The organism is Sphingomonas sp. (assembly GCF_036387595.1).
Lineage (GTDB): Bacteria > Pseudomonadota > Alphaproteobacteria > Sphingomonadales > Sphingomonadaceae > Sphingomonas.
On sequence record NZ_DASVTL010000029.1, the window covers coordinates 64,784 to 87,115 of the forward strand.

23 protein-coding genes are annotated in these 22,332 nt (G+C 66.3%); 12 read left to right on the top strand and 11 right to left on the bottom strand.

The features are described from left to right. Positions 1-23: 23 nt before the first annotated feature. Positions 24-1,859, top strand: coding sequence for a DUF885 domain-containing protein (locus VF643_RS01520; RefSeq protein ID WP_331041595.1), 1,836 nt, complete (start codon positions 24-26; stop codon positions 1,857-1,859). Positions 1,860-2,153: 294 nt separating this feature from the next. On the opposite strand, the gene VF643_RS01525 is transcribed toward VF643_RS01520, so the two are convergent. From VF643_RS01525 to VF643_RS01545, 5 genes are all read right to left on the bottom strand, one after another. After that, positions 2,154-3,167: an inorganic phosphate transporter gene (locus tag VF643_RS01525; protein ID WP_331041596.1), complete on the bottom strand. Its 1,014-nt coding sequence runs from the start codon at positions 3,165-3,167 to the stop codon at positions 2,154-2,156. A 15-nt stretch (positions 3,168-3,182) separates the two neighbouring features. Continuing rightward, on the bottom strand, positions 3,183-4,289 hold the full coding sequence (locus VF643_RS01530; protein WP_331041597.1) for a DUF47 family protein: 1,107 nt from the start codon (positions 4,287-4,289) through the stop codon (positions 3,183-3,185). Positions 4,290-4,417: 128 nt separating this feature from the next. Further along, positions 4,418-5,425, bottom strand: a complete 1,008-nt coding sequence (locus VF643_RS01535) for a sugar kinase (protein WP_331041598.1) — start codon at positions 5,423-5,425, stop codon at positions 4,418-4,420. Further along, positions 5,425-6,858, bottom strand: coding sequence for a glucuronate isomerase (uxaC, locus tag VF643_RS01540; protein WP_331041725.1), 1,434 nt, complete (start codon positions 6,856-6,858; stop codon positions 5,425-5,427). The genes VF643_RS01535 and uxaC overlap by 1 nt, the downstream gene beginning before the upstream one ends. A 73-nt stretch (positions 6,859-6,931) precedes the next feature. Next, positions 6,932-7,060, bottom strand: coding sequence for a hypothetical protein (locus tag VF643_RS01545; RefSeq protein ID WP_331041599.1), 129 nt, complete (start codon positions 7,058-7,060; stop codon positions 6,932-6,934). Positions 7,061-7,273: 213 nt separating this feature from the next. Between VF643_RS01545 and VF643_RS01550 the strand changes: the two genes are divergently transcribed. The 7 genes from VF643_RS01550 to VF643_RS01580 all read left to right on the top strand — a co-directional run bounded on the left by VF643_RS01550 (position 7,274) and on the right by VF643_RS01580 (position 11,432). After that, a complete protein-coding gene (locus tag VF643_RS01550) occupies positions 7,274-8,500 on the top strand; it encodes an MFS transporter (RefSeq protein WP_414713762.1) in 1,227 nt (408 codons plus the stop codon). A gap of 268 nt (positions 8,501-8,768) precedes the next feature. Continuing rightward, positions 8,769-8,975, top strand: a complete 207-nt coding sequence (locus tag VF643_RS01555; protein WP_331041601.1) for a cold-shock protein — start codon at positions 8,769-8,771, stop codon at positions 8,973-8,975. A 24-nt stretch (positions 8,976-8,999) separates the two neighbouring features. Further along, positions 9,000-9,329 (top strand): hypothetical protein, encoded by a 330-nt coding sequence (locus VF643_RS01560; RefSeq protein ID WP_331041602.1) that lies wholly within the window; start codon positions 9,000-9,002, stop codon positions 9,327-9,329. 19 nt (positions 9,330-9,348) lie between these two features. Continuing rightward, positions 9,349-9,732: a DUF6481 family protein gene (locus VF643_RS01565; protein WP_331041603.1), complete on the top strand. Its 384-nt coding sequence runs from the start codon at positions 9,349-9,351 to the stop codon at positions 9,730-9,732. A gap of 34 nt (positions 9,733-9,766) precedes the next feature. Next, positions 9,767-9,892: a hypothetical protein gene (locus VF643_RS01570; protein WP_331041604.1), complete on the top strand. Its 126-nt coding sequence runs from the start codon at positions 9,767-9,769 to the stop codon at positions 9,890-9,892. A gap of 55 nt (positions 9,893-9,947) precedes the next feature. Next, positions 9,948-10,616 carry a spermidine synthase gene (locus VF643_RS01575; RefSeq protein ID WP_331041605.1) on the top strand — a complete coding sequence of 223 codons (669 nt, stop codon included), beginning with the start codon at positions 9,948-9,950 and terminating at the stop codon, positions 10,614-10,616. 54 nt (positions 10,617-10,670) lie between these two features. Beyond that, a complete protein-coding gene (locus VF643_RS01580) occupies positions 10,671-11,432 on the top strand; it encodes a ZIP family zinc transporter (RefSeq protein ID WP_331041606.1) in 762 nt (253 codons plus the stop codon). 3 nt (positions 11,433-11,435) lie between these two features. Here the strand turns inward: VF643_RS01580 and VF643_RS01585 are convergent, their stop codons facing one another. From VF643_RS01585 to VF643_RS01595, 3 genes are read right to left on the bottom strand one after another with little or no spacing between them, the layout of a single operon-like run. After that, positions 11,436-11,687 carry a glutaredoxin domain-containing protein gene (locus tag VF643_RS01585; RefSeq protein WP_331041607.1) on the bottom strand — a complete coding sequence of 84 codons (252 nt, stop codon included), beginning with the start codon at positions 11,685-11,687 and terminating at the stop codon, positions 11,436-11,438. Positions 11,688-11,699: 12 nt separating this feature from the next. Continuing rightward, positions 11,700-13,070, bottom strand: coding sequence for an AarF/ABC1/UbiB kinase family protein (locus tag VF643_RS01590; RefSeq protein ID WP_331041608.1), 1,371 nt, complete (start codon positions 13,068-13,070; stop codon positions 11,700-11,702). After that, positions 13,067-13,483 (bottom strand): cupin domain-containing protein, encoded by a 417-nt coding sequence (locus VF643_RS01595; RefSeq protein WP_331041609.1) that lies wholly within the window; start codon positions 13,481-13,483, stop codon positions 13,067-13,069. Before VF643_RS01595 ends, VF643_RS01590 begins: the two co-directional genes overlap by 4 nt. A 162-nt stretch (positions 13,484-13,645) precedes the next feature. Here VF643_RS01595 and paoA point away from each other — a divergent pair, with 162 nt between their 5' ends. From paoA to paoC, 3 genes are read left to right on the top strand one after another with little or no spacing between them, the layout of a single operon-like run. Further along, entirely contained in the window at positions 13,646-14,278 is a 633-nt protein-coding gene (gene paoA, locus VF643_RS01600; protein ID WP_331041610.1) for an aldehyde dehydrogenase iron-sulfur subunit PaoA, read from the top strand. Further along, a complete protein-coding gene (locus VF643_RS01605) occupies positions 14,275-15,228 on the top strand; it encodes a xanthine dehydrogenase family protein subunit M (protein WP_331041611.1) in 954 nt (317 codons plus the stop codon). Before paoA ends, VF643_RS01605 begins: the two co-directional genes overlap by 4 nt. After that, complete coding sequence (gene paoC, locus VF643_RS01610) at positions 15,225-17,441, top strand: aldehyde oxidoreductase molybdenum-binding subunit PaoC (RefSeq protein WP_331041612.1); 2,217 nt, start codon at positions 15,225-15,227, stop codon at positions 17,439-17,441. The genes VF643_RS01605 and paoC overlap by 4 nt, the downstream gene beginning before the upstream one ends. Before the next feature lie 17 nt (positions 17,442-17,458). Here paoC and VF643_RS01615 read toward each other — a convergent pair whose 3' ends face one another. Both VF643_RS01615 and VF643_RS01620 read right to left on the bottom strand, forming a co-directional pair. Then, positions 17,459-18,313 carry a type 1 glutamine amidotransferase gene (locus VF643_RS01615; RefSeq protein WP_331041613.1) on the bottom strand — a complete coding sequence of 285 codons (855 nt, stop codon included), beginning with the start codon at positions 18,311-18,313 and terminating at the stop codon, positions 17,459-17,461. 12 nt (positions 18,314-18,325) lie between these two features. Then, on the bottom strand, positions 18,326-18,820 hold the full coding sequence (locus tag VF643_RS01620) for a ferritin-like domain-containing protein (RefSeq protein ID WP_331041614.1): 495 nt from the start codon (positions 18,818-18,820) through the stop codon (positions 18,326-18,328). Positions 18,821-19,008: 188 nt separating this feature from the next. Between VF643_RS01620 and VF643_RS01625 the strand changes: the two genes are divergently transcribed. Then, positions 19,009-20,031, top strand: coding sequence for a patatin-like phospholipase family protein (locus VF643_RS01625; protein WP_331041615.1), 1,023 nt, complete (start codon positions 19,009-19,011; stop codon positions 20,029-20,031). A gap of 6 nt (positions 20,032-20,037) precedes the next feature. Here VF643_RS01625 and VF643_RS01630 read toward each other — a convergent pair whose 3' ends face one another. Continuing rightward, positions 20,038-22,278 (bottom strand): sugar nucleotide-binding protein, encoded by a 2,241-nt coding sequence (locus VF643_RS01630; protein WP_331041616.1) that lies wholly within the window; start codon positions 22,276-22,278, stop codon positions 20,038-20,040. Positions 22,279-22,332: the final 54 nt, after the last annotated feature.

Consider the following 22,332-nt stretch of genomic DNA (forward strand, 5'->3'; position numbering starts at 1 on the left):
GCGATGCCCCATACGAAGCGCGCATGTCATTCGAGGATACCGGCTTGCTTCCCAAGGCTCTTGCGCTCGCGCTGATGTCGCTTTCCACCGCCACCCCGGCGCTTGCGCAGGCGCTGCCGCCGCCGGTGGCGCAGCCCGGCGACGGCCCGGAGGACGCGCGGCTGAAGCGGCTGTTCTACGACAGCGACGAGGCGAGCCTGAAGCGCAATCCAATCCAGGCGATTTTTCGCGGCGACCTGCGCTATGCCGACCGGCTCGGCGATCCGCTGTCCGATCGCGCCATTGCGGCCGAGCGCAGCGCGGCGGAGGCCGATCTGCGCGGACTGAACGCGATCGACCGCGCCAAGCTGACCGCGGTCGACAAGCTCGCCTATGACGTCTTCCAGAACCAGACGCAGGTGGCGCTGCGCGGGCTCAGCCCGGAGATCGTCGCGCTGACGGTCGTCCGCCCGCTCGATCATTTCTATGGTTTCCAGACCTTCTATCCCGAATTCGCGTCGGGGATCGGCGCGGCACCGTTCAAGACGCTGGCGGATTACGAGAACAATCTGATGCGCAACGCGCAATATGCCGCGTTGCTGGACGCCGCGATCGTCCGCTTTCGCCAGGGCATGAAAACCGGCGTGGTCCAGCCCAAGCTGGTCGTGCGCAATGTGATCGCGCAGTTCGACATGCTCATCAAGGAAGGCGTCGAGGCATCGACCTTCGCCGGCCCGATCAAGACCTTTCCCACCGGCATCGCCGCCGCCGATCAGGCGCGGCTGCGTGCCGCTTACGCCGCGCAGATTCGCGACGTGATCCTGCCCGCCGAACGGCGGATGCGCGACTTCCTGGCCAACACCTATCTGGCCGCAGCGCGCGACAGCGTGGGCCTAAGCGGGATGCCTGGCGGTGAGAGGCTGTATGCGTATCTGATCGAATCCAACACCACGCTGCCGCTGAAGGCGGAGGAGGTGCATCGGCTCGGCCTGTCGGAGGTCTCGCGAATCCTGGGGGAAATGGAGGCGCAGAAGACCAAGGCCGGGTTCAAGGGCAGTTTGCCCGAGTTCTTCACCTTCATGCGCACCGACAAACGGTTCCAGCCGCAGTCGGCGACGCAGGTGCGCGATGGCTATTTCGCGATCGGCAAGCGCGTCGATGCGCGCATTCGCGAGCAATTCTCGCTCATCCCCAAGACTCCGCTCGAAATCCGTGCGGTGCCGCCGTTCAAGGAAAAGACCGACGCCGGCGGATCATATCAGGGCGGCACCCCGGACGGATCGCGGCCGGGGGTATTCTATTACAACAGCTACGACCTGCCGTCGCGCTATCTGTGGACGATGGAGACCCTGTACCTGCACGAAGCGGTGCCGGGGCATCATTTCCAGATCAGCGTGGCGCAGGAGAATGCGGCGCTGCCCGCCTTCATGCGCTTCGGCGGCAACACGGCTTATGCCGAAGGGTGGGCGCTGTATGCCGAGACATTGTGGCCCGAACTCGGCGTGGAAACCGACCCGTACCAGCGGATGGGCGGGCTGAGCGACGAGATGCTGCGCGCGATGCGCCTGGTCGTCGATACCGGCATCCACGCCAAGGGATGGGGCCGCGACCAGTCGATCGACTACATGCTCGCCAATTCCCCGATGGGCCGCACCGATGCGACCGCGGAGGTCGAGCGCTACATCGCGATTCCGGGGCAGGCGCTGGCCTATAAGATCGGGCAGCTGACCATCCTGCGCGCCAAGGCGAAGGCTAAGGCGGCGCTCGGCACCAAGTTCGATCCGCGCGCCTTCCATGCACAGGTGCTCGATTCGGGCGCGCTGCCGATGCCGGTGCTGGAGGCCAAGATCGACCGCTGGATCGCGGCCGGGGGGAAATAGCGCTCGGGTCGTTCGCGACCAGCTTTGCTCTCCCCCTTCCCTTCAGGGGGAGGGGAATTGTATATGGCGCAGTCCGTGGATGTAAATCGCCCCCTCCCCGGCGAAGGCCGGGCCCAGGCGGCATAACTGGACGGATAAGGTTCGTCCTGACGTCGCACGACCTGTGCACTGGGCCCCGGCCTTCGCCGGGAGGCGTTCGCTAATCAAGGCCCATAAACTCTGAAAGGTGATATGCGATGGACCTGCCCGTAAAGGGAGAGGCTAATCGCGTATCAACCTGGTAGCGAAACGACTCTAGAACAGCGTCGTGAGGCCGTAAAAGGCGGCGCCCACCGCGGCCGATGCGGGGATGGTGACGATCCACGCGATCACCACGGTGCGCGCCACGCCCCAGCGCACGGCGGACGCGCGGCGGGCGGTGCCCGCGCCGATGATCGCGCCGGTGATCGTATGTGTGGTCGACACCGGGATGCCGAGTGCGGATGCCGTGAACAGCACCATCGAACCGGCCAGCGAGGAGCTGAACCCCTGGTGCTGCGACAGCTTTGTGATGCGCGAACCCATCGTCTCGATGATCTTCCACCCACCGGTCATCGTGCCGAGCGCGATCGCGACATAGCAGCTGATCGCCACCCAATGCGGCACCTCGAACGGCCCCTGAAGCCGTCCGGTCGAATAGAGCAGGACGGTGATGATCCCCATCGTCTTCTGGGCATCGTTCAGCCCGTGACTTAGCGAATAGGCCGCCGACGACACCAGGTGCAGCGCGCGGAAGCTGCGTTCGGCCTGGACGGCGGTGGCGCGGACCAGTGCCCAGCTGCTGACCAGCATGACCAGCATCGCGAGCATCATCCCCAGCATCGGCGAAAGGACGATCGCCAGCAGGGTCTTGTTGAGTCCGGTCCATTGGATGCCGCCGATGCCGGCATGCGCGACCCCCGCGCCGATCAGCCCGCCAACCAGCGCGTGGCTGCTGGAGGACGGAATACCGCGCATCCAGGTGACGATGTTCCAGAACATCGCGCCGCCCAGTGCGCCGAAGATCACCGCGGGCGTGATGACGTCCTTGTCCACCAGGCCCTTGCCGATCGTTTCGGCCACGGCGTGGAGGCTGGGGAAGGCGATCGTCAGGAAGTACGCGGCGAAGTTGAATATCGCGGCGAACAGCACCGCCTTGACCGGCGACAGCAGCCGGGTCGCGACCACGGTGGCAATGGAATTGGCGGCGTCGTGCAGCCCGTTCAGATAATCGAACGCGAGCGCGACCCCGATGAGGCCGACGAGCAGGGGAAAGGCGAGTTCATGCATGGGACGGGCGCAGCGTCACGAGTGGTCGATGACGATGCCGTCGATCTCGTTGGCGACATCCTCGAACGCGTCGACGATCCGTTCGAGATGCTTGTAGATTTCGCGCTCCACGACGAAGCGCAGCGTGTCGGTGGTGCCGTGATCGCGCAGCGAGCGTTTGAGGCCGGCGACGTGGATTTCATCCGCATGGCCCTCCATCCGGACCAGCCGTTCGGTGAGTTCGTGGAGGCGCACGCCGTTCTGCGCGACATCGCGGAGCAGCGGCATCGCCTCGGCAGCCAGCCGCGCCGCATCGACGATGATCGCGGCCATATCCTTCATCTCCGGCGCGAAGTCGGTCACCTGATACAGGTCGATCGCCTGGGCGGCGGCCTGCATCTCGTCGATCGTGTCGTCCATTGCGCCGATCAGCGAGGTGATGGCGCCGCGATCGAAGGGGGTGAGGAAGGTCCGGCGGACGGTCTGGAGAACCTCGCGGGTGATCTCGTCGGCATCATGCTCGCGCTCGATCACCTCGCGGATATGCTCCGCGCCGGATGGCCCGCCCTGGAGCAGGCGGCACATCGCCTCCGCCCCCGTCGTCACCGTTCGTGCATGGGCTTCGAACATCTCGAAGAAATTGCCCGTCCTCGGGAGCAGGCGCTGAAACCAGGAAAACATCGATCCGACCTTCGATTTTGCGGCCACTCGGCCGAGCATGGACATCCGCCGGGCGGCAGCCTTGAACTCGGTCGCGCTGAACGACCGGATAAGTTCGCGCAGATCGCTTTCCTCGACCGCATCCGCGGCGTCGGCAAGCGAGAACCAGCGGCGCTCGCGCTCCCCCTGCTCCTTCCAGCGATCCAGTTCATTGGTTACCGCCAGCGGGAAAACGTCGACATCCACCATCAACGAGGCACCGCTGCCCCGCCGCTTGCGATAGCGATAGCTGCCGAGCGCGGTCGGACAGATCGCACCGCGCACGCCCGCCTCCTCCTCGGCCTCCTGCGCTGCGGCGGCGTGCGGGGCCATGCCGGTGCCGATGTTGCCCTTCGGGATCACCCAGCGGCGGGTGGTGCGCGAGGTGACCAGCAGCACGCGCACGCCGCCGTCGACCGGCGATCCTTCGGTGCGATAGGGCAAGGCGGCGATCTGGCGAATGGCGGTTACTCTGATGATGCCGTCGCGCCGCGCCTAGCGCATCATCGCCGATGCGCAAAGGGGCAAGCTGTGCCCGCCAGACCCGGCCTCACCGCGTTTCAACCAGCCTATCAGCGGCGGACATCCAGCCCACCTGCGAGGTAGGCGTTCACATCGGCCTGGCGGAACAGGCCTGCGTCGCCCGGCAGCGAATGCTTCAGCGCGGCGAGTGCAAGGCCGGTGGTGGCGGCCCCGGCAATGTCCTGACCATTGCGCAACGCGTGGAGCACGCCTGCCGCAAATGCGTCGCCGCCGCCGATGCGATCGACGATTCCGGCGAGTACGACTTCGCCGGTCTGCGCATGCGAATCGCGGGTGTCGATGCGCGCGGACAGGCGATTGAGATCGACGTGCTCGACGGTGCGCGCGGTCGAGGCGATCGTCCGAAGCCGCGGGAAGGCTTCGAACGCCGCTTCGCACGCCGCGCGGTGGCGCACTTCGGCCTCGCCCGAAAAATCACGCCCCAGCAGCAGCGCGATGTCGCGGTGGTTGCCGAACATCAGGTCGGCATGGGCTACAAGTTCGGTCAGGATACTGCGTGGGTCCAAATCCCATTGCTCCCACAATTTGCCGCGCCAATTGCCGTCGAAAGAGATCGCGATGCCCCGATCGGACGCGGCGCGTACCGCCGCCAACGCGCTTGCCGCGGGCACCGGCCCCAGCGCGGGGGTGATCCCGGAAAGGTGCAGCCGGTCAATCCCGGTCAGCAGCGCATCCCAGTCCCATCCCTCGGCAGGTGCTTGTGCAAAGGCCGAATGCGCCCGATCGTAGATGACCTCGGTGGCGCGCATGCCTGCGCCCGGGGTGACGAAATACAGCCCCATCCGATCGCCCTGCAGCGCGATGTGACGCGTATCGACACCGTGCCCCCGCAAGGTCGTGATCGCGGCACGCCCCAGATCGTTATCTGGCACCACGCTGGCGAAGGCCACGTCATGGCCGAGCCGCGCCAGCTGGGTCGCGACATTGGCTTCGGCACCGGCAACCCAGACGTCGAGACGCGGTGTCTGCATCAGCAGTTCGCGGCCCGGAGGCGAAAGCCGCAGCATGATCTCGCCGAAGCACAGCAGCCGGCCCATCAGCGCGCGAGCCCGTCGCCATCGATGCGATAGGCGCGGCGGACGAGGCCGCTGGTCAGTTCGTGCGCCAGTTCCACGGCCTCCCAATCCTGCAACCGATGCTCGGCCACCAGCCGTGCGAGGAAGCCGCAGTCGATCCGGCGCGCCACGTCGTGACGCGCGGGGATCGAGAGGAACGCGCGGGTGTCGTCGTTGAAACCGACGGTGTTGTAGAAGCCGGCCGTCTCGGTCGTCGCCTCGCGGAAACGCAGCATGCCCTCCGGGCTGTCATGGAACCACCAGGCCGGGCCGAGTTTCAGGCACGGATAATGCCCCGCCAGCGGCGCCAGCTCGCGTGCATAGGTGCTCTCGTCCAGCGTGAAGACGATGATGGACAGCCGCGCGTGGGTGCCGAAGCGATCGAGCAGGGGTTTGAGCGCGCCGACGTAATCGGTGCGCGTCGGCATGTCCGCGCCCTTGTCGCGGCCGTGGCTGGCGAACAGGCCGGCATTGTGATTGCGCGACGCCCCGGGATGGATCTGCATCACCATGCCGTCTTCGGCGGACATGCCCGCCATTTCGGTGAGCATCTGGGCGCGGAACAATTCGGCGTCGGCGGCGGTCCAGGCGTCGCCCAGGATGCGCGCGAACAACGCCTCCGATTCCGCCCGCGACAGGTTGGCGGTCGCGGCGGTGGGATGACCGTGGTCGGTCGCGGTAGCGCCAGCCTCGCGAAAATCGGCGCGGCGCTTGGCATGGGCGGCAAGGTAGCCGGACCAGCTGTAGACGTCCTCGCCGGTCAGTTCGGCAAAGCGCGCCATCGCGGGCCGGAACGCCTCGTGCTCCACGTCGATCACGCCGTCCGGGCGGTACGTCGTGACCACCCTGCCCTTCCAACCCGATCCGGCGATACGGCGGTGGGCGGCAAGGTCGTCCTGCGCACCCTCGGTGGTCGCAAGGAAGTCGATCCGGAAACGGTCGAACAGCGCGCGGGGGCGGAAGGCGTCGGTCGCCAGCGCGTCTCCGATCGCGTCGAAATACAGGTCCGCAGACGATGCGTCGAGCGCCACGTCGATGCCGAAGACGTCGGCGAAGACGTGATCGAGCCACAGGCGCGACGGCGTGCCGCGGAACAGGTGGTAGTGCGACGCCAGCAACCGCCACGCCGCGCGCGGATCGGTCGCCGGCCGGCCATCGCGGCGCGGGATCGCCAGCGCGTCGAGATCGACGCCCTGGCTGTAGAGCATGCGGTAGAGGTAATGGTCGGGCGCGAGCAGCAAGGTCGTCGCATCGGTCCAGGGCGCATCATCCGCAAACCAGGCGGGATCAACGTGGCCATGTGGGCTGACGATCGGAAGGTCGGCGATCTCTGCATAGAGCGCGCGCGCGATGGCCCGGGTGGAGGGATCGGCGGGGAACAACCGATCGGGGTGCAGCACCAGGGACTTTGCCATCATTCCTCCTCCTCTCCATCGCATCCCACTTGCGCGGCGCGCTTCCGGTAACCCGTGTCGAATACGGTTCAAGTCACTCCGACGGTGCCGCCACCGAACTACGGCGGATCAGTGCCGAAGGAAACAGCGACGGCTCCTCGACGTGGTCCTCGCCCTCGTCATCGCTGCCCGCGATGAGCTTGCGTGCGATCGGCCAGCGCACTGTCGAACTTGCCTTGCGAACCCGGGTCGAGGGTCGCTTCCAGGGCCGGCTGGCTGTAGCCTGCCCGATCACGGCCCGATAGGGTGCAGCACAAGGCCCGAAACGGGCCGACGGGAGAGACGGATAATGGCGACACCGAGGGGGGGCGTGGCCGGGGCTGCGGACAGGCCGGGAGTTTCGCGGGAACTGGCGCCAAACGGACGATACCGTTGGGTGATCTGCGCGCTGCTCTTTGCGGCGACCGCGATCAATTACATAGACCGGCAGATGATCGGCGTGCTGAAGCCCACGCTGCAGGGCGAGTTCGGCTGGACCGAACGCGATTTCGCCCACATCATCTTCTGGTTTCAGCTCGCCTATGCGATCGGCTACCTCGGCTTCGGCAAGATCGTCGACGCCTTCGGCGCGCGGGCCGGATATGCGATCGCCATTCTGGTCTGGACGATCAGTCACATGGCGCACGGGCTAGCGAGCAGCATCATTACCTTCGCGATGGCGCGCTTTGGCCTGGGTATCGGCGAATCGGGCAATTTTCCGGCAGGGATCAAGGCGGTGACCGACTGGTTTCCGCAGCGCGAACGAGCCTATGCGATCGGGCTGTTCAATGCCGGCGCGAACGTCGGCGCGATCGTGACGCCTTTGCTGGTGCCGTTCCTGGTGCTCACCTTCAACTGGCGCGTCGCCTTCTACATCACCGGCGTCTTCGGCATCCTGTGGTTAGTCGCCTGGCTGGCGATCTATCGTCATCCTGGCCAGCATCCCCGCGTCGGCGCCGACGAACTGGCGTATATCCAGCAGGACGCCGCCGATCCGGTCGAGCCGATGCCCTGGGCCAAGGTCGCGACGATCCGCGAAACCTGGGCCTATGCGCTGGGCAAGTTCTTCATTGACCCGATCTGGTGGTTCTTTCTGTTCTGGCTGCCGGGCTATCTTTTCGAGCGATATCATCTGGACCTGAAGACCTTCGGCCTGCCGCTGGCGGCAATCTATCTGATTTCCGACTTTGGCAGCATCGCGGGGGGATGGATGTCATCACGGCTGATCGCATCGGGGCGCACGCCGAATTTCGCGCGCAAGGCCACCATGTTCGTCTGCGCCTGTTGCGTGCTGCCGATCTTCTTCGCGCAAGGGATCACCAGCGTCTGGGGCGCCGTCGGCGTGATCGGCCTGGCGACGGCAGCGCATCAGGCGTTTTCCGCCAATCTCTACGCCATCCCCTCCGACATGTTTCCGCGCAGCGCAGTCGGATCGGTCGTGGGGATCGGCGGGACGGTGGGTGCGATCGGCGGCATGGGCATGGCGCTGTTCACCGGCTACATTCTGGACAGCACCGGGGACAATTATTCCATTCTCTTCGGGATCGCAGGAAGCGCCTATTTCGTGGCGCTGCTCGCTGTCCATCTGCTCAGCCCGCGGCTGGCGCGGGTGGACGCCGGCTGACGCCATGCGGAGCCTGCTCGTCCTGCCGTCGCGCTGCTCGCGTCGACCGAAGCCGGCTGTATCCGGCGCACCCGCAGCCTTTTCGGGCTTAAAGTCGGTGCCTGCCCTTCCAAATCGGTGCGTCTTGCCCTATATGGAGGGGGCTTACGTCGCATGCGACGGATATGGGGCCGCCTTCGGCTCCCCCTTGTCCCTTTCTAGCCTCAACGAAGCCGGGATGCGCCGCGGTTGGTGCATGCCCGTCATACATGGGACAAAGGAATTCCCTATGACTATCGGAACCGTCAAGTTCTTCAATGCCGACAAGGGTTATGGCTTCATTGCGCCTGAGGGCGGTGGCGGCGATGCGTTCGTGCACATCTCGGCCGTAGAGCGCGCCGGCATGGCGACCCTCGACAAGGACCAGCGCGTTTCCTACGAACTGGAAACCGATCGTCGCGGCAAGACGTCCGCGGTGAACCTTCAGGCCGCATGACCTGATGCGTGGCGGGACACCGAAATGGTGTTCCGCCATCGCCTTTTTGTCCGCCGTCGTTTTTTTCAGGGCCCCGCGCCGCTGTCGAAAGATGGCGCCGCTTGCGCGGCCGCAAGCAACCCGGAGACGCCTGTGTCGAGAGCGATCAACGTCAATGCCACCGAGGCACATGTCATCGCCACCTGCGCCAAGCGCAAGATCGCGATCAGCGCGATCGAAACGCTGCATTCCGGCGGCGTCCGGGTCGTGATGAACAATGCCGAGGACACCGCCGATATTGCCAAAGCCTATGGCTCCAAGGTAATCGCCGGCCCGGTACAGCGGACGCCGACACGGCTCGCCCGCTACCAATAATATAGGATTACGACCCTACATGCCGTCGTTCAAGGAACCCGGATTTCAAGAGCGGGTGGCCAATGCCAACCGCGCCAGGAGCGAGGCGCTTGCCAAGCTCCGTGACAAGCCCAAGCCCTCGGCCGAGGAGCTTGCACAGCGCAACGCCGCGCGCCTTGCCCGTGAAGAGGCCGAGGCCGCCAAGCGTGCGGCCGAAGCCGAAAAGCGTGCCGCAGAGCGCCGCGCTCGCGAAGAGGAAGCCGCCGAGCGCAAGCGCGTGGCAGAAGCCGAGTTCGCTGCAAAGATTCAGGCTGAGGCCGAGGCACGCGCCACCGCCACACCTACGGCACCGACTTTGACCGAGGCCGAGCGCAAAGCCGCGCGCGACGCGCGTTACGCCGCGCGCAAGAAACGCGCGAGATAGCTTGGCGGTTTGCGCACCCGCATCAGGAGGCATCATGGCGAAGAGTCAGAAGAAGTCCAATCGCGAAGTGCGCAAGCCCAAGGCGGAAAAGCCGCCCAAGCAGAATGCGTCCAATCCGTCTGCCAAGGGCAAGGCGGTCGAGATGACGACGATAAAATAGGGCGCGTCGGCCGCGGGACTTGTCACCGCCCGACTGCACGGCGAAGGCGACTGCCATGACGCCACGCGAATTGATCGACACCGCCTCCGTCCCCGGCGGCGAGACGCTGCGGCTGTTCCGCCGCGGCGGGGACTTCATGATCGTCCTCGACCGCAACGAACTGATGAACAGCCGGATGAGCGGATCGGAAGAAGCGCTGGCGACGATGACCTGCGCGCGGATCGGCTCGGCATCGCCTCACATCCTCATCGGCGGCTATGGCATGGGGTTCACCCTGCGGGCGGCGCTCGCGGTATTAGGATCGGATGCGCAGATTACCGTCGCCGAACTGGTGCCCGAGATCATCGAATGGGCGCGCGGGCCGATGGGCGCGCTGACCGCCGGGTGCCTGGACGATCCGCGTGTGCGGCTGATCCGCGACGACGTGGCGGCCGTCATCGAACGCGCGCGCGGCACGTATGATGCGATCCTGCTCGATGTCGACAACGGCCCCGACGCGCTGACCCACGAGGGCAACGACCGGCTCTATGCACCGCGCGGCCTTGGCGCGGCGCGTATGGCGCTTCGCCCGGGCGGTGTGCTCGCGGTGTGGTCCGCCGGGCCTGACGCGTCCTTCGCGCGCCGCTTGACACATGCCGGCTTTCGCACCGATGAAGTGGCGGTGCGTGCGCGCAGCAACGGCAAGGGACCGCGCCACGTCATCTGGTTCGCGCACAGGGACTGATGGCACCCGGCGGAGCGCCCGGCGTTCCTGCGCAATGAGCGCGAGGCATCAACCATGTCGGGGATGATCGAAGCTGGCTTCTGGGGACTTGTCGGGGGTTCAGCACTGGTCGTGGGCGCGGGCATCGCCTGGCTCGTATCACTGCCGCAGCGGCTGATCGCAGCGATCATGGCGATCGGTTCGGGGGTGCTGATCTCCGCCGTCGCATTCGACCTCATGGACGAGGCCTTTCACCAGGGTGGCTTCGATTCGACGGCCATCGGCTTCCTGGGTGGCGCGGGCATCTATACAGTCGCCAACGTGATCGTGTCTCGACGCGGCGCGCAACACCGCAAACGATCGGGGTCGAATCCGGACGCCAGTCAGCCACACGCGAATACGGACTCGGGCGCCGCGATCGCGATCGGTGCGCTGCTCGACGGTATTCCGGAATCGGTCGTGATCGGTGTGAGCCTGATTGGCGGTGGCGCCGTCAGCGCGGTCACGGTGGCGGCGGTGTTCCTGTCGAACGTGCCCGAGGGGCTGTCGAGCGCCGCGGGCATGAAGAAGGCCGGGCGAAGCGCTGGCTACGTCTTCGGCGTGTGGGGCGGCATCGCGGCCATGTCCGGAATCGCGGCGATGGTCGGCAATGTCGCGCTGGCGGGGAGCAGCCCCGAGGTGATCGCCGCGGTCACTGCGGTTGCGGCTGGCGCGATCCTGGCCATGCTGGTGGACACGATGATCCCCGAAGCGACCGAGAGCACCCATGAATATACCGGGCTGATCGCCGTCGTCGGCTTCCTACTGGCGTTCGTGCTGACGAAACTGGACAGCTGAAGCTCAGCCCCGCGCGGCCAAATACCGTTCGAGATCGTCGCTGCCGCCAATGCGTTCGCCGTCGATAAAGATCTGCGGCGTGGTCGAAACGCCCTCCTCGCTCTTGTACGCCTCCACCTCGTCGCGCGACTCCAGAAGGCGATCCTCGACCGTGAACCCGGCCCCTTCGAGCATCTGCTTGGCGCGCACGCCGAAGGGGCAGGTGTGATCGGGCAGGACCATGCGGACCAGGGTTGCGGAGCGTTCGTCGGCCATCGTCGTCATCCTTCAATGCGTCGGCTGCACAGTACCGGGTGCAGTTCGTTGTTCCCTGCCAAGTGCGTCCGCGATCATCGTTCTGACGTCGACGCAGGCTTTCAACCGTGCGGCGAGCAGCGCCGTGCCGCTGATCTTGCGTTGCACGAACAGCGTCTCGATGGGCGGGAGATGCCAGGTCGCACGGTCGGCCGCCATCGTCATACCCTGCTCGCGCAAGGCGGCGACGAAGGCGCGGTCGCCGAAGTCGAACGGGCCGGCGCGATTGAGTTCGCCCAGCACTACGTCGATCATGCGATCGACCAGCGGGCGGTGCCGGGCAACCGCTGCTTCGCCGAGGAATCCGGTCGTCACGGCGGCTTCGCGCACGGCATCGCGGTCACCGCTCAGCCCCGCCAGCAGGAGCGCACGATAGGCGTGAGCCGTCTCGGCGGGCACTGGCCGTGCCGCACCGAAGTCCAGCAGGACCAGCCGGCCCGTCTCTGCTTGCCACCGATAATTGGCGAAATTGGGATCGGTCTGCATCAGGCCCCAGTCGAACAGTTCGCGCAGGACCAGCGCGATCAGCGAGGTCACGAGCCGGTCGCGAACCTCCTGCGGCGCGTCCTCCAGTGTCTCGATCGGCACGCCCTGGACGAAGGTCATCGCAAGCACGTGATCGGTGGTGAGTTCGGGCACCAAGGCCGGGAGGGCGAAGCGTGCATCGCCGGCGAGCAAGGTGCCGAAGCGTTCCAGCATTGCGCCCTCGCGCCGGTAGTCGGCTTCCTCATGCAGCTGCCGCTTGGCCTCGATCAGCAGCGGTGCGAAGTCGAGTTCGCGCGGCAGCAGCCCGGTTATCCGCAACAGGGTGGCGACATTGTCGACGTCCGCGTCGATGCTCTCGCGCACGCCCGGATATTGCACCTTGATCGCCAGGTCGCGCCCGTCACGGGTGCGGGCGCGGTGGACCTGACCGATCGAGGCGGCGGCGATCGGGTGCGCCTGGAAATGCGCGAACCTTGCGCGCCAACCCGTGCCCCATTCGCGCGCCAGCACAGCATCGAGCTGCCTGGGTGGCATGTGATGCGCGCCCTCGCGCAGCCGCGCCAGGATCGCTGTCAGTTCGGGCGGCAGGATGTCGCCTGCGTCCATCGAGATCATCTGACCCAGCTTCATCGCCGCACCACGCAGGTGGGAGAGTTGATCGGCGACGCGCGCGGCATTGACGGGCGTGAGCAACAGGTCGCCCATCCTGGGCCGCTCACCGGCGGCCAATCGTCTCGCACCTTCGGCCACGACGCCGCCGGCGACGCCCCCGGCCAGACGGCCGAAGGCGCTAAGCCGGGACAGCCGTCCGCTGGGGACCGGCCTGCCCGCCGGCGGCTGGCCCGACTTGGTCGTCATCCGCTCACCGCTGCCTTGACCTTCTTGGCCGCGCGCGAGATGAACCCTTCCTCGGCGGCTTCGGCCTCCGCCTTGGTCCGGTGCGCGACGCCCGCCGGTTCGGCCGGGGGTGCATAGACCGAGAACAGCCTGAGCGGCTCCGTACCCTTGTTCACGATATTGTGTTCGGCGCCCTTGGGAATCACGATCATGTGGTTCGGCGTTACCTTTGTGCGATGACCGTCGACGATCGCCTGCCCTTCGCCTGCGACGAAGAAGGTAGTTTGATCCGCGCGGTGGGTTTCCATACCGATGTCCTCGCCGGCAGGGATGGTCATCAAGACGATCTGGACGTTGCTATCGAGATATACCTCCTTCTGGAAGAAGTCGTTCGCGGTGGCCAGTTGCACCATATCCTTGTTGAAGATCGCCATGTCGTCGCTCCTGATTGCGCGCGCTTAACGAGCCCCCCGCGCGATCGCTCCACCGCGCTGCAACAAAGCAGGCGTCCGGGAGTTGGCCCATTGTATCGACACCGTCCGGTCGACTAACCTGCACATATGACGCGCCGACGCGCCACGGGAGAAGCGACCGCCATGAATACGAGCGGAGAGCATGACATTTCACGCAGAGGCATATTGGTGGGCAGTGCGGCGACGGTTGCCGTGACCGCCGTTCCTGCCGCGCAAGCGCAAGGGGTGTCGGCACCCGCACCTGCCCTGGCGAGCGTCAAGCTGGAGGTGAACGGTGTCCGGCGCACGCTGTCGCTCGATACGCGCACCACGCTGCTCGACGCGCTGCGCGAACATCTGCACCTGACCGGCTCCAAAAAGGGCTGCGATCATGGGCAATGCGGCGCGTGTACCGTGCTGGTCGACGGCGTGCGGATCAATTCCTGCCTGACCCTGGCGGTGATGCACGATGGCGACAAGGTTACGACGATTGAGGGACTCGGCACGCCTGACAAGCTGCACCCGATGCAGGCCGCCTTCGTAGCGCATGACGGGTATCAATGCGGCTATTGCACGCCGGGGCAGATCTGCTCGGCGGTCGCCGTGCTCGACGAGATCAAGGCCGGTATCCCGAGCCACGCCAGCGTGAGCCTGACCGAGCGGCCCACCGCCAGCGCGACCGAGATGCGCGAGCGGATGAGCGGCAACATCTGCCGCTGTGGCGCCTATTCGAACATTGTGGACGCCATGACCGATGTCGCGGAGACACGCGCATGATCCCCTTCACCTATGCGCGCGCGAAGACACCTGCCGAGGCGGCGGCATCGGCGCTACAGACTCCGGGCGCAAAGTTCATCGCGGGGGGCACCAACCTGCTCGATCTGATGAAGCTCCAGATCGAGACGCCGCGCCACCTGATCGATGTCGGTGACCTTAAGCTAGATCGTATCGAGGCGACGCCGGAGGGCGGACTGCGGATTGGGGCGCGGGTGACCAACACCAACCTGGCCGCCGACGCGCGTGTCCGACGCGACTATGGTGTGCTGACCCGCGCGATCGTTGCGGGGGCGAGTGGGCAGTTGCGCAACAAGGCGACGACCGCGGGCAATCTGCTCCAGCGCACCCGGTGCCCGTATTTCTACGACACCAACATGGCCTGCAACAAGCGGCGGCCGGGATCGGGCTGTTCGGCGATTGGCGGATACAGCCGCCAGCTGGCGGTGATCGGGGTGAGCGACGCGTGCATCGCCACCTATCCGGGTGACATGGCGGTGGCGATGCGGGTGCTCGACGCGACGGTGGAAACCGTCAAGCCCGATGGCACCACGCGTGCGGTTCCGATCGTGGACTTTCACCGGTTGCCCGGCGATGCGCCGCATATCGACACCAATCTGGAAGCGGGCGAACTCATCACGGCGGTGACGCTCCCCAAGCCGGTGGGCGGCACCCACATCTATCGCAAGGTGCGCGACCGCGCGTCCTACGCCTATGCGCTGGTGTCGGTGGCGGGCGTGATCCAGCGCGACGGCAGCGGCCGGATCGCGATCGGCGGCATCGCGCACAAGCCGTGGCGGGTCGAGGCGGCGGAGGCGCATCTGCCCCATGGTGCAAAGGCGGTGGCCGCACAGCTGCTAAGCGGGGCGAAGCCGACCGAGGACAATGCCTTCAAGATACCCTTGGTCGAGCGCACGCTGGCCGCAGTGATCGCAGAAGCGAGGACGGCATGAAGTTCGACACGCCCGCAGGCGAAAATGCCATCGATCAGTTGAAGGTGATCGGCAAGCCGGTCGACCGCATCGACGGCAAGTTCAAGACGACCGGCACCGCGCCTTATGCCTATGAACGCCACGATGCGGTCGCCAACCAGGCCTATGGCTATGTCGTCGGATCGGCGATCGCCAAGGGCCGGATCAACGCGATCGACCTGGCCGAGGCGAAGGCCGCGCCCGGCGTGATCGCGATCGTCACCGCCGACAGCGCGGGCAAGCTGGGCAAGGGCGACATGAACACCGCGCATCTGCTGGGCGGGCCGGTGATCGAACATTATCACCAGGCCGTCGCGCTGGTCGTTGCCGAAACCTTCGAACAGGCGCGGGCCGCCGCCGCGCTGGTGCGGGTCGATTATGCACGCGCCAAGGGCGGACGCTTCGACCTGAAGGAAGAGATCAAGACCGCGCCGCTGAAGGGCGAGAACAGCGGGGAAGGCAGCGCCGCGCCGCCGGTCGCCCGCATCGGCGATTTCGAACGGGCCTTTGCAGCCGCCCCGACGACGATCGACGCGACCTACACGACGCCCGATCACAGCCACGCAATGATGGAGCCGCATGCGACCATCGCGGCGTGGGACGGGGACAGGCTGACGCTGTGGACGTCGAACCAGATGATCGCCTGGGGCAAGAGCGAGGTCGCCAAGACGCTCGGCATCCCGAAGGAAAAGGTGCGGCTGGTCTCGCCCTATATCGGCGGCGGCTTCGGCGGCAAGCTGTTCGTCCGCGCCGACGCGATCCTGGCTGCGCTGGGCGCACGCGCGGCCGGCCGGCCGGTCAAGGTCGCCCTGCAACGTCCGCTCATCATCAACAACACGACGCACCGGCCGGCGACGATCCAGCGCATCCGCATCGGCGCCGGGCCGGACGGCAGGATCACCGCAATCGCGCATGAGAGCGGATCGGGCGACCTGCCCGGCGGCGGTCCCGAGACCGCGGTGTCGCAGACCCGGCTGATGTACGCCGGCGCGAACCGGCTGACCTCGATGCGGCTCGCGGTGCTCGACCTGCCGGAGGGCAATGCGATGCGCGCGCCGGGCGAGGCGCCGGGGCTGATGGCGCTGGAGATCGCGATGGACGAGATGGCCGAAAAGCTGGGCATGGACCCGGTCGCCTTCCGCATCGCGAACGACACCCAGGTCGATCCCGAACATCCCGAGCGCCGCTATTCGCAGCGCCAGTTCATCGAGTGCCTGAACCAGGGTGCGGTGCGCTTCGGCTGGAACCGGCGCAATGCGAAGCCTGCGCAGGTGCGCGACGGCAAATGGCTGGTCGGCATGGGCATGGCGGCGGGCTTTCGCAACAACCTGCTGATGAAGTCGGCCGCGCGCGTCGGTATCGACCGGAAGGGCGTGGTGACAGTCGCCACCGACATGACCGACATCGGCACGGGCAGCTATACCATCCTGGCGCAGACCGCGGCCGAGACGATGGGCGTGCCCCTCGACAAGGTCGTCGTGCTGCTCGGCGATTCGGACTTTCCGGTCTCCGCGGGTTCGGGCGGGCAGTGGGGCGCGAACAACTCGACTGCGGGCGTCTATGCCGCGTGCATGAAATTGCGCGAGAGCGTGGCGCAGAAGCTGGGGTTCAACTCGGCCGATGCGACCTTTGCCGATGGCAAGGTGCGCAGCGGCAATCGCACCGCCGACCTGAAGGACGCCGCCGGCCTCTCGGCGGAAGACGGCATCGAATACGGCGATCTCGGCAAGAAATACCAGCAATCGACCTTTGCCGGACATTTCGTCGAGGCGGCGGTCGATTCCTACACGGGCGAAACCCGCATCCGCCGGATGCTCGCGGTGTGTGCTGCGGGGCGTATCCTGAACCCCAAATCGGCGCGCAGCCAGGTGATCGGCGCGATGACGATGGGCGCGGGCGCGGCGCTGATGGAGGAACTGGCGGTGGATACGCGGTTTGGCTTCTTCGTCAATCACGATCTGGCGGGCTATGAGGTGCCGGTGCATGCCGACATTCCGTATCAGGAGGTGATCTTCCTGGACGAGGTCGATCCGATCTCCTCGCCGATGAAGGCCAAGGGCGTCGGCGAACTCGGCATCTGTGGAGTCGGCGCCGCAATCGCCAACGCGGTGTACAATGCAACCGGCGTGCGGGTGCGCGATTACCCGCTGACGCTCGAAAAGCACCTGGATCGGCTGCCGCCAATGATGGCGTGATGGGGTCGCGCTGCGGGTCAGCCCCGCAGCGCGGCGGTGCCGATATGGTCGATGAAGTTGCGCAATTCGGTCCGGCGTTGATCCTCCAGCGCCACGCTGTCGTCGACACCCAGCCGCCAACGCACGTCGCGACTATTGGGATCGCGGTGGAGTTGGTCGAACAGCACCGCCTGCGCCTCGACGTGATCGGGTGAATCGGCCAGCCCTGCGTCTACCAGATCTTCGGCATCGCGGCGCAGTGCTGCGGCGATCTCGCCAAGGGCCAATTCGGGGTGGTATTGCACGCCCCAGAACACGCCTCTGCCGCTGCGGATTTCGGCAGCCTGGACATGCGCCGCGGCGTTGGTGGCAAGCAACATCGCCCCGTCCGGCAGCCGTTCGACCTCATCACCATGCGCGGCCAGCGCGTCCCACACCGGCGCCCGCCCGTCTAGCAAGGGATGGCCCCTACCCGCTTCAGTCGCCGTGATCCGACGCGCAATGCCTGCCTCATGCCGATCGGGCATCTTGCGCACCGTGCCGCCCGCCGCTGCGACCGCGACCTGAAGCCCGGCGCAGGAGCCGAAGCTGGGCACGCCGCTGACGAAGACCAGACGCATGAAAGCGATCTGTCTTCGCGTTTCGGGCGTGTCGCAATAGACGTGCAGCGGAGAGCCCGACAGGAATACCGCGTCGTAGCGCAGTTCGGCCAGGGTCATCGCCCGCCAGCCCGGATCGCAGGGCGTGACGATCGTCACGGCACAGCCCGGCGCCATCTGACCGAGCGTGACCGCATAGGTCTCACCCGCACTCTTGCCCGCACTGCGCCGCCGCTCGTCACGTTCCCCGGCGGTTTCGCTGTCGGCGATCAGAAACCGATAGTTGCTACTCATCGCCGACCAGGATCACGCTGCCTCTGTCGCTGCCTCGTTTATCGAAGCATCGGCGATGGTCGTCAGATCCTCGTCGGTCTGGGCTTCCTCCTGAAGCGTCTGGTCGAGCAGCGCTGCGGCATCTTCCATGCCCAACACCTTGGCCCAGCGCTTGAGCGTGCCGTAGCGCGTGATCTCATAATGTTCGACAGCTTGAGCCGCCGCGAGCAGACCGGCATCGAGCGCGGGCGTGCCCTTGTAATCGTCCATGATCTCCTCGCCCTCGGCCAGGATGCCTTCGATCGCGTCGCAGGTTTTGCCCCGCGCGGGCTTGCCGATGATCTCGAACACCTGCTGGAGTCGCTCGATCTGGCCTTCGGTCTGCTCCTTGTGCTTCTCGAACGCCGCCTTGAGTTCGGCCGATTGCGCCGCGCGGGCCATCTTGGGCAACGACTTCAATATCTTGCGCTCGGCGTAGTAGATATCTTTCAACGTGTCGTGGAAGAGTGTGTCGAGCGTTTTGGCCATGATCGTGATCCTTGCAGGTTCGCGATGTCAAAGCGCGGGTGCTTGGGATGTTCCGCAAAAATCCGGCGACTCGTCGGAGTCGTGAGACGGAACGTTGCTCACGGCGTTGTGTGAACGCCACGGCGAAAAGCGAACGCAACACGCTGACCACACAGGCCCGGCGATGCCGTGCGCATGGGATACACCCGATGATCCAACCTCCCTTCAAACTCGCGCTCGTGCTCGGCGGCGGCAATGCGCTCGGCAGTTACCAGGCCGGCGTGTACCAGGCGCTGTACGAAAATGGCCATGAGCCAGACTGGATCGTGGGCACGTCGGCAGGCGCGATCAACGGGGCGCTGATCGCGGGGAATGCGCCGGACGATCGCCTCTCGCGGCTCGCCGAACTATGGCAGCCTGCACCGCCCGGCACGGACCAGCCGTGGTGGCCGCAGCCCGATGAAACGCTTCGTCGCACCGCGGCGGTCATGATGACGCTGGCAGGCGGGCGTCCAGGGTTCTTCGGGCCGGTGGGACCATTAGGATCGTGGTGGGATCCCGATCCCATCGCCGTTGCGCCGAGTCTGTTCGACCTGAAGCCGCTGACGGCTACCTTGGCGCGGCTGGTGGACTTCGATCGGCTCAATTGCGGAAATATGCGCTACACCGCCGGTGCCGTGGACCTGGAATCGGGCGACGACGTGTATTTCGACACGGATCGACAGACGGTGAGCGCCGACCATGTCCGTGCGAGCGCGTCCTTGCTGCCGACCTTCCCCCCCGTCGAGATCGATGGCCGCGCGTATGTCGACGGCGGACTGTCCTCCAATCTGCCGCTCGATCCGGTTCTCGCGGCGCCGCCCGCGGGAACGACGCTGTGCATCACGGCCGATCTCCTTCCCCTCGCGGATCGTCGGCCCCGGACGTTGGGCGAGTCGATGAGCCGTGCGCAGAACCTGACCTTCGCCGCGCAATCTCGCCGGACCATCGAACACTGGAAGGCCGTCTATGCGCTCGACCCCCAGCGGCAGGCGGCGTCGGTGACGCTCGTGCGGCTGAGCTACACCGACCAGGCGTCCGAAGTGGCGGGAAAGGCGATGGATTTCTCGCCTGAGTCGATACGGCATCGTTGGCAGGCGGGCCACCGCGATACGCTTGCCATGCTCGCCCGACTGACCAGCGACGACATAGCGCTCGGCCGGGCCGGACTCACCATCTCCCAGATGGAATGACCCCGATCAGACGACGAGCGGGGTTGGCGGGGCGGCCCCCAGCATCCATGGGACCGGCGAATCGTGCACGGGTGCCGCGGGCTGCGCGGGCAGACGCCTGACGAAATCGGCAATGGCGCCATCGAGTGATCCCAGCCCCTGCCCCCGATTGCTGCGCAGCACGACACAGGCCGGGAGCGGAGCCTCCATCCCGATTTCGGCACCGGGAATGCCGCGGATCAGGTGATCGTCCAGACCAGCTGCCCGGGCGATGCGCCGCGCGAAATCAGCCCATGAGACACCATCGTCGTTGGTGACATGCCAAATACCAGAGGCGCCGTCGATCGTCAGGTCGAGCACGCGATCGACGAGATCGAGGACATAGGTCGGTGATATGATCTGGTCCTGCGCCGCGAACAGCGCGCGGCCACGGCGGAGCGCACGGGTGACGGCCATAGCGAAATTGCGCGGATCTTCGGGCGAAAAGATGGACGCGGTGCGGATGACCATGTGGGCGCCAGGCAGGGCGCCGACACCCTCCTCCATCGCCACCTTGCTGCGGCCGTAAGCGCTGAGCGGTGCCGGAACATCGTCTTCGGTATAGGCGCGCCCCGCGGTCCCGTCGAAAACCAGGTCGCTGGAGAAATGAACCGAGGGGATGCCGCGGGCGTCGCACGCCCGCGCCAGCGCCACCGCTCCGTCGACGTTGACCGCTTTGCAGGCGTCAGCATTTGCCTCCGCCTCGTCGACGCGAACCCAGCCGGTCGCGTCGATGACGGCCCAAGGTGCGTGTCGATCGAGTGTTGCCGCGATGGTGGTTTCTTCGCAGATATCGAGGTCGTAGCGGCTGGTAACGACGTGGTGGATATCGCGGTGGGCACAGGCGCGGGCCAATGCCTGCCCCAGCATGCCGGTGGCGCCGCAGATCATCAGGGGCTGCGAGGTTCCCCGTCCGGCCGCAACCCGATCGTGTTCGCGCAGTGACGCGGGCCGGGACACGGGCGGATGCACGATCCGCACGGGCCGCTGCCACCATCCCGTGCCGCGCGTGACCGGGTGGCGATCGGCACCACGCGTCAGCCCCGTCAGAAGCGGGGCCACTGCGGTCGGCCTGGGCGCACCGCCGCTAACATCGAAGGCACCGACCTCGTACGCGCCCGGCTGGCGGACCAGCGTATTCCAGTCAAAACTGCCCAGCAGCGCCCAAGCCGTGACAGCCTCGATCGCGACGCCCTCGGCCCGCAACACAGCCGCCGTGTCCCACGCGTCGGCGATCCAGCGCATCTGCTCGTCGCGGGTACAGCCATTGTGAACCTCGGTGATCGCAAGCGGGATGCCATAGCGTTCCCAGGCCTCCCGCAGCGTACCGGCCAAGCCCGGCGGCGCAGGGTCCAGCACGCGCACAGCCTCGACATCGGCGAACCGTGCGCGGCGGTTGCCCCCGTGGGTGGCCGCTGGATAGCGCCGCAACCGATGATCCAGGAAGCGATCGCTAGTGAGATAATGGTTCACCCCGATGACGTCGGGCAGGCAGGGATCATCGGCGATCGCGCGCAAGCGGCTTTCGAGACCGAAGCCGCACAGCCGCGTCCAGAACGGGTGCTCGCGGGTCACTCGCCCGCACAGCATGTCCCAGCTCGCCCAGCGCCGGACGTTGTCGAACGCAGCCTGATCCCGCATCGCAACCGTTGCATAGGTGCGGCCGAGGTCGTCCGTCTGGATCAATCGCGCCCGCGGATTGATCCGCCGCACCGCCTGCATCGACAGCCGAACGCCGTCGATCTGATTGACCAGGGCGTGCCAGAATGCGGCTTCGCTGCGCCGGTGCGGATACCAATGACCATAAAGGGCGGCGAAGCGCGCGGTGGTGAGCGGTTCGTTGACCGGGGTCCAATCGGTGATCCAGTCGTACCGCTCGGCAACCTTGGCCGCGAACGCCGCCAAGCCTGTCGCAAAGCCGGGATCGAGCAGGTCGGTATGCCGCGGTCCGCTGCCATGATGGCAAAGCCCGGCGATGACGCGGATGTCGAGCGCACGTAGCCGGGGCAGCTGCCGGTCCGGCCAGTTCCAGTCGCACGGCTCGTCATCGGTCGGGGCGACGCGTTCCCAAAGAACCGGATATCGGATCGCCGAAATACCCAGGTCCGCGAACAGATCCAGATCGCCGTCCCGATCGTAATGGCCCGATCGCACAAGCTGGTCGCGGTAGCTGTTCTCGACCCGGTTCAGGGTGCATTCCGGGCCGCCCCAGAGTTCCAGTTCCTTCACGGCTCGGCCTCCCAACCGACATATGCCGGTGGTCAGGAACCGCTCGCGGCGCTT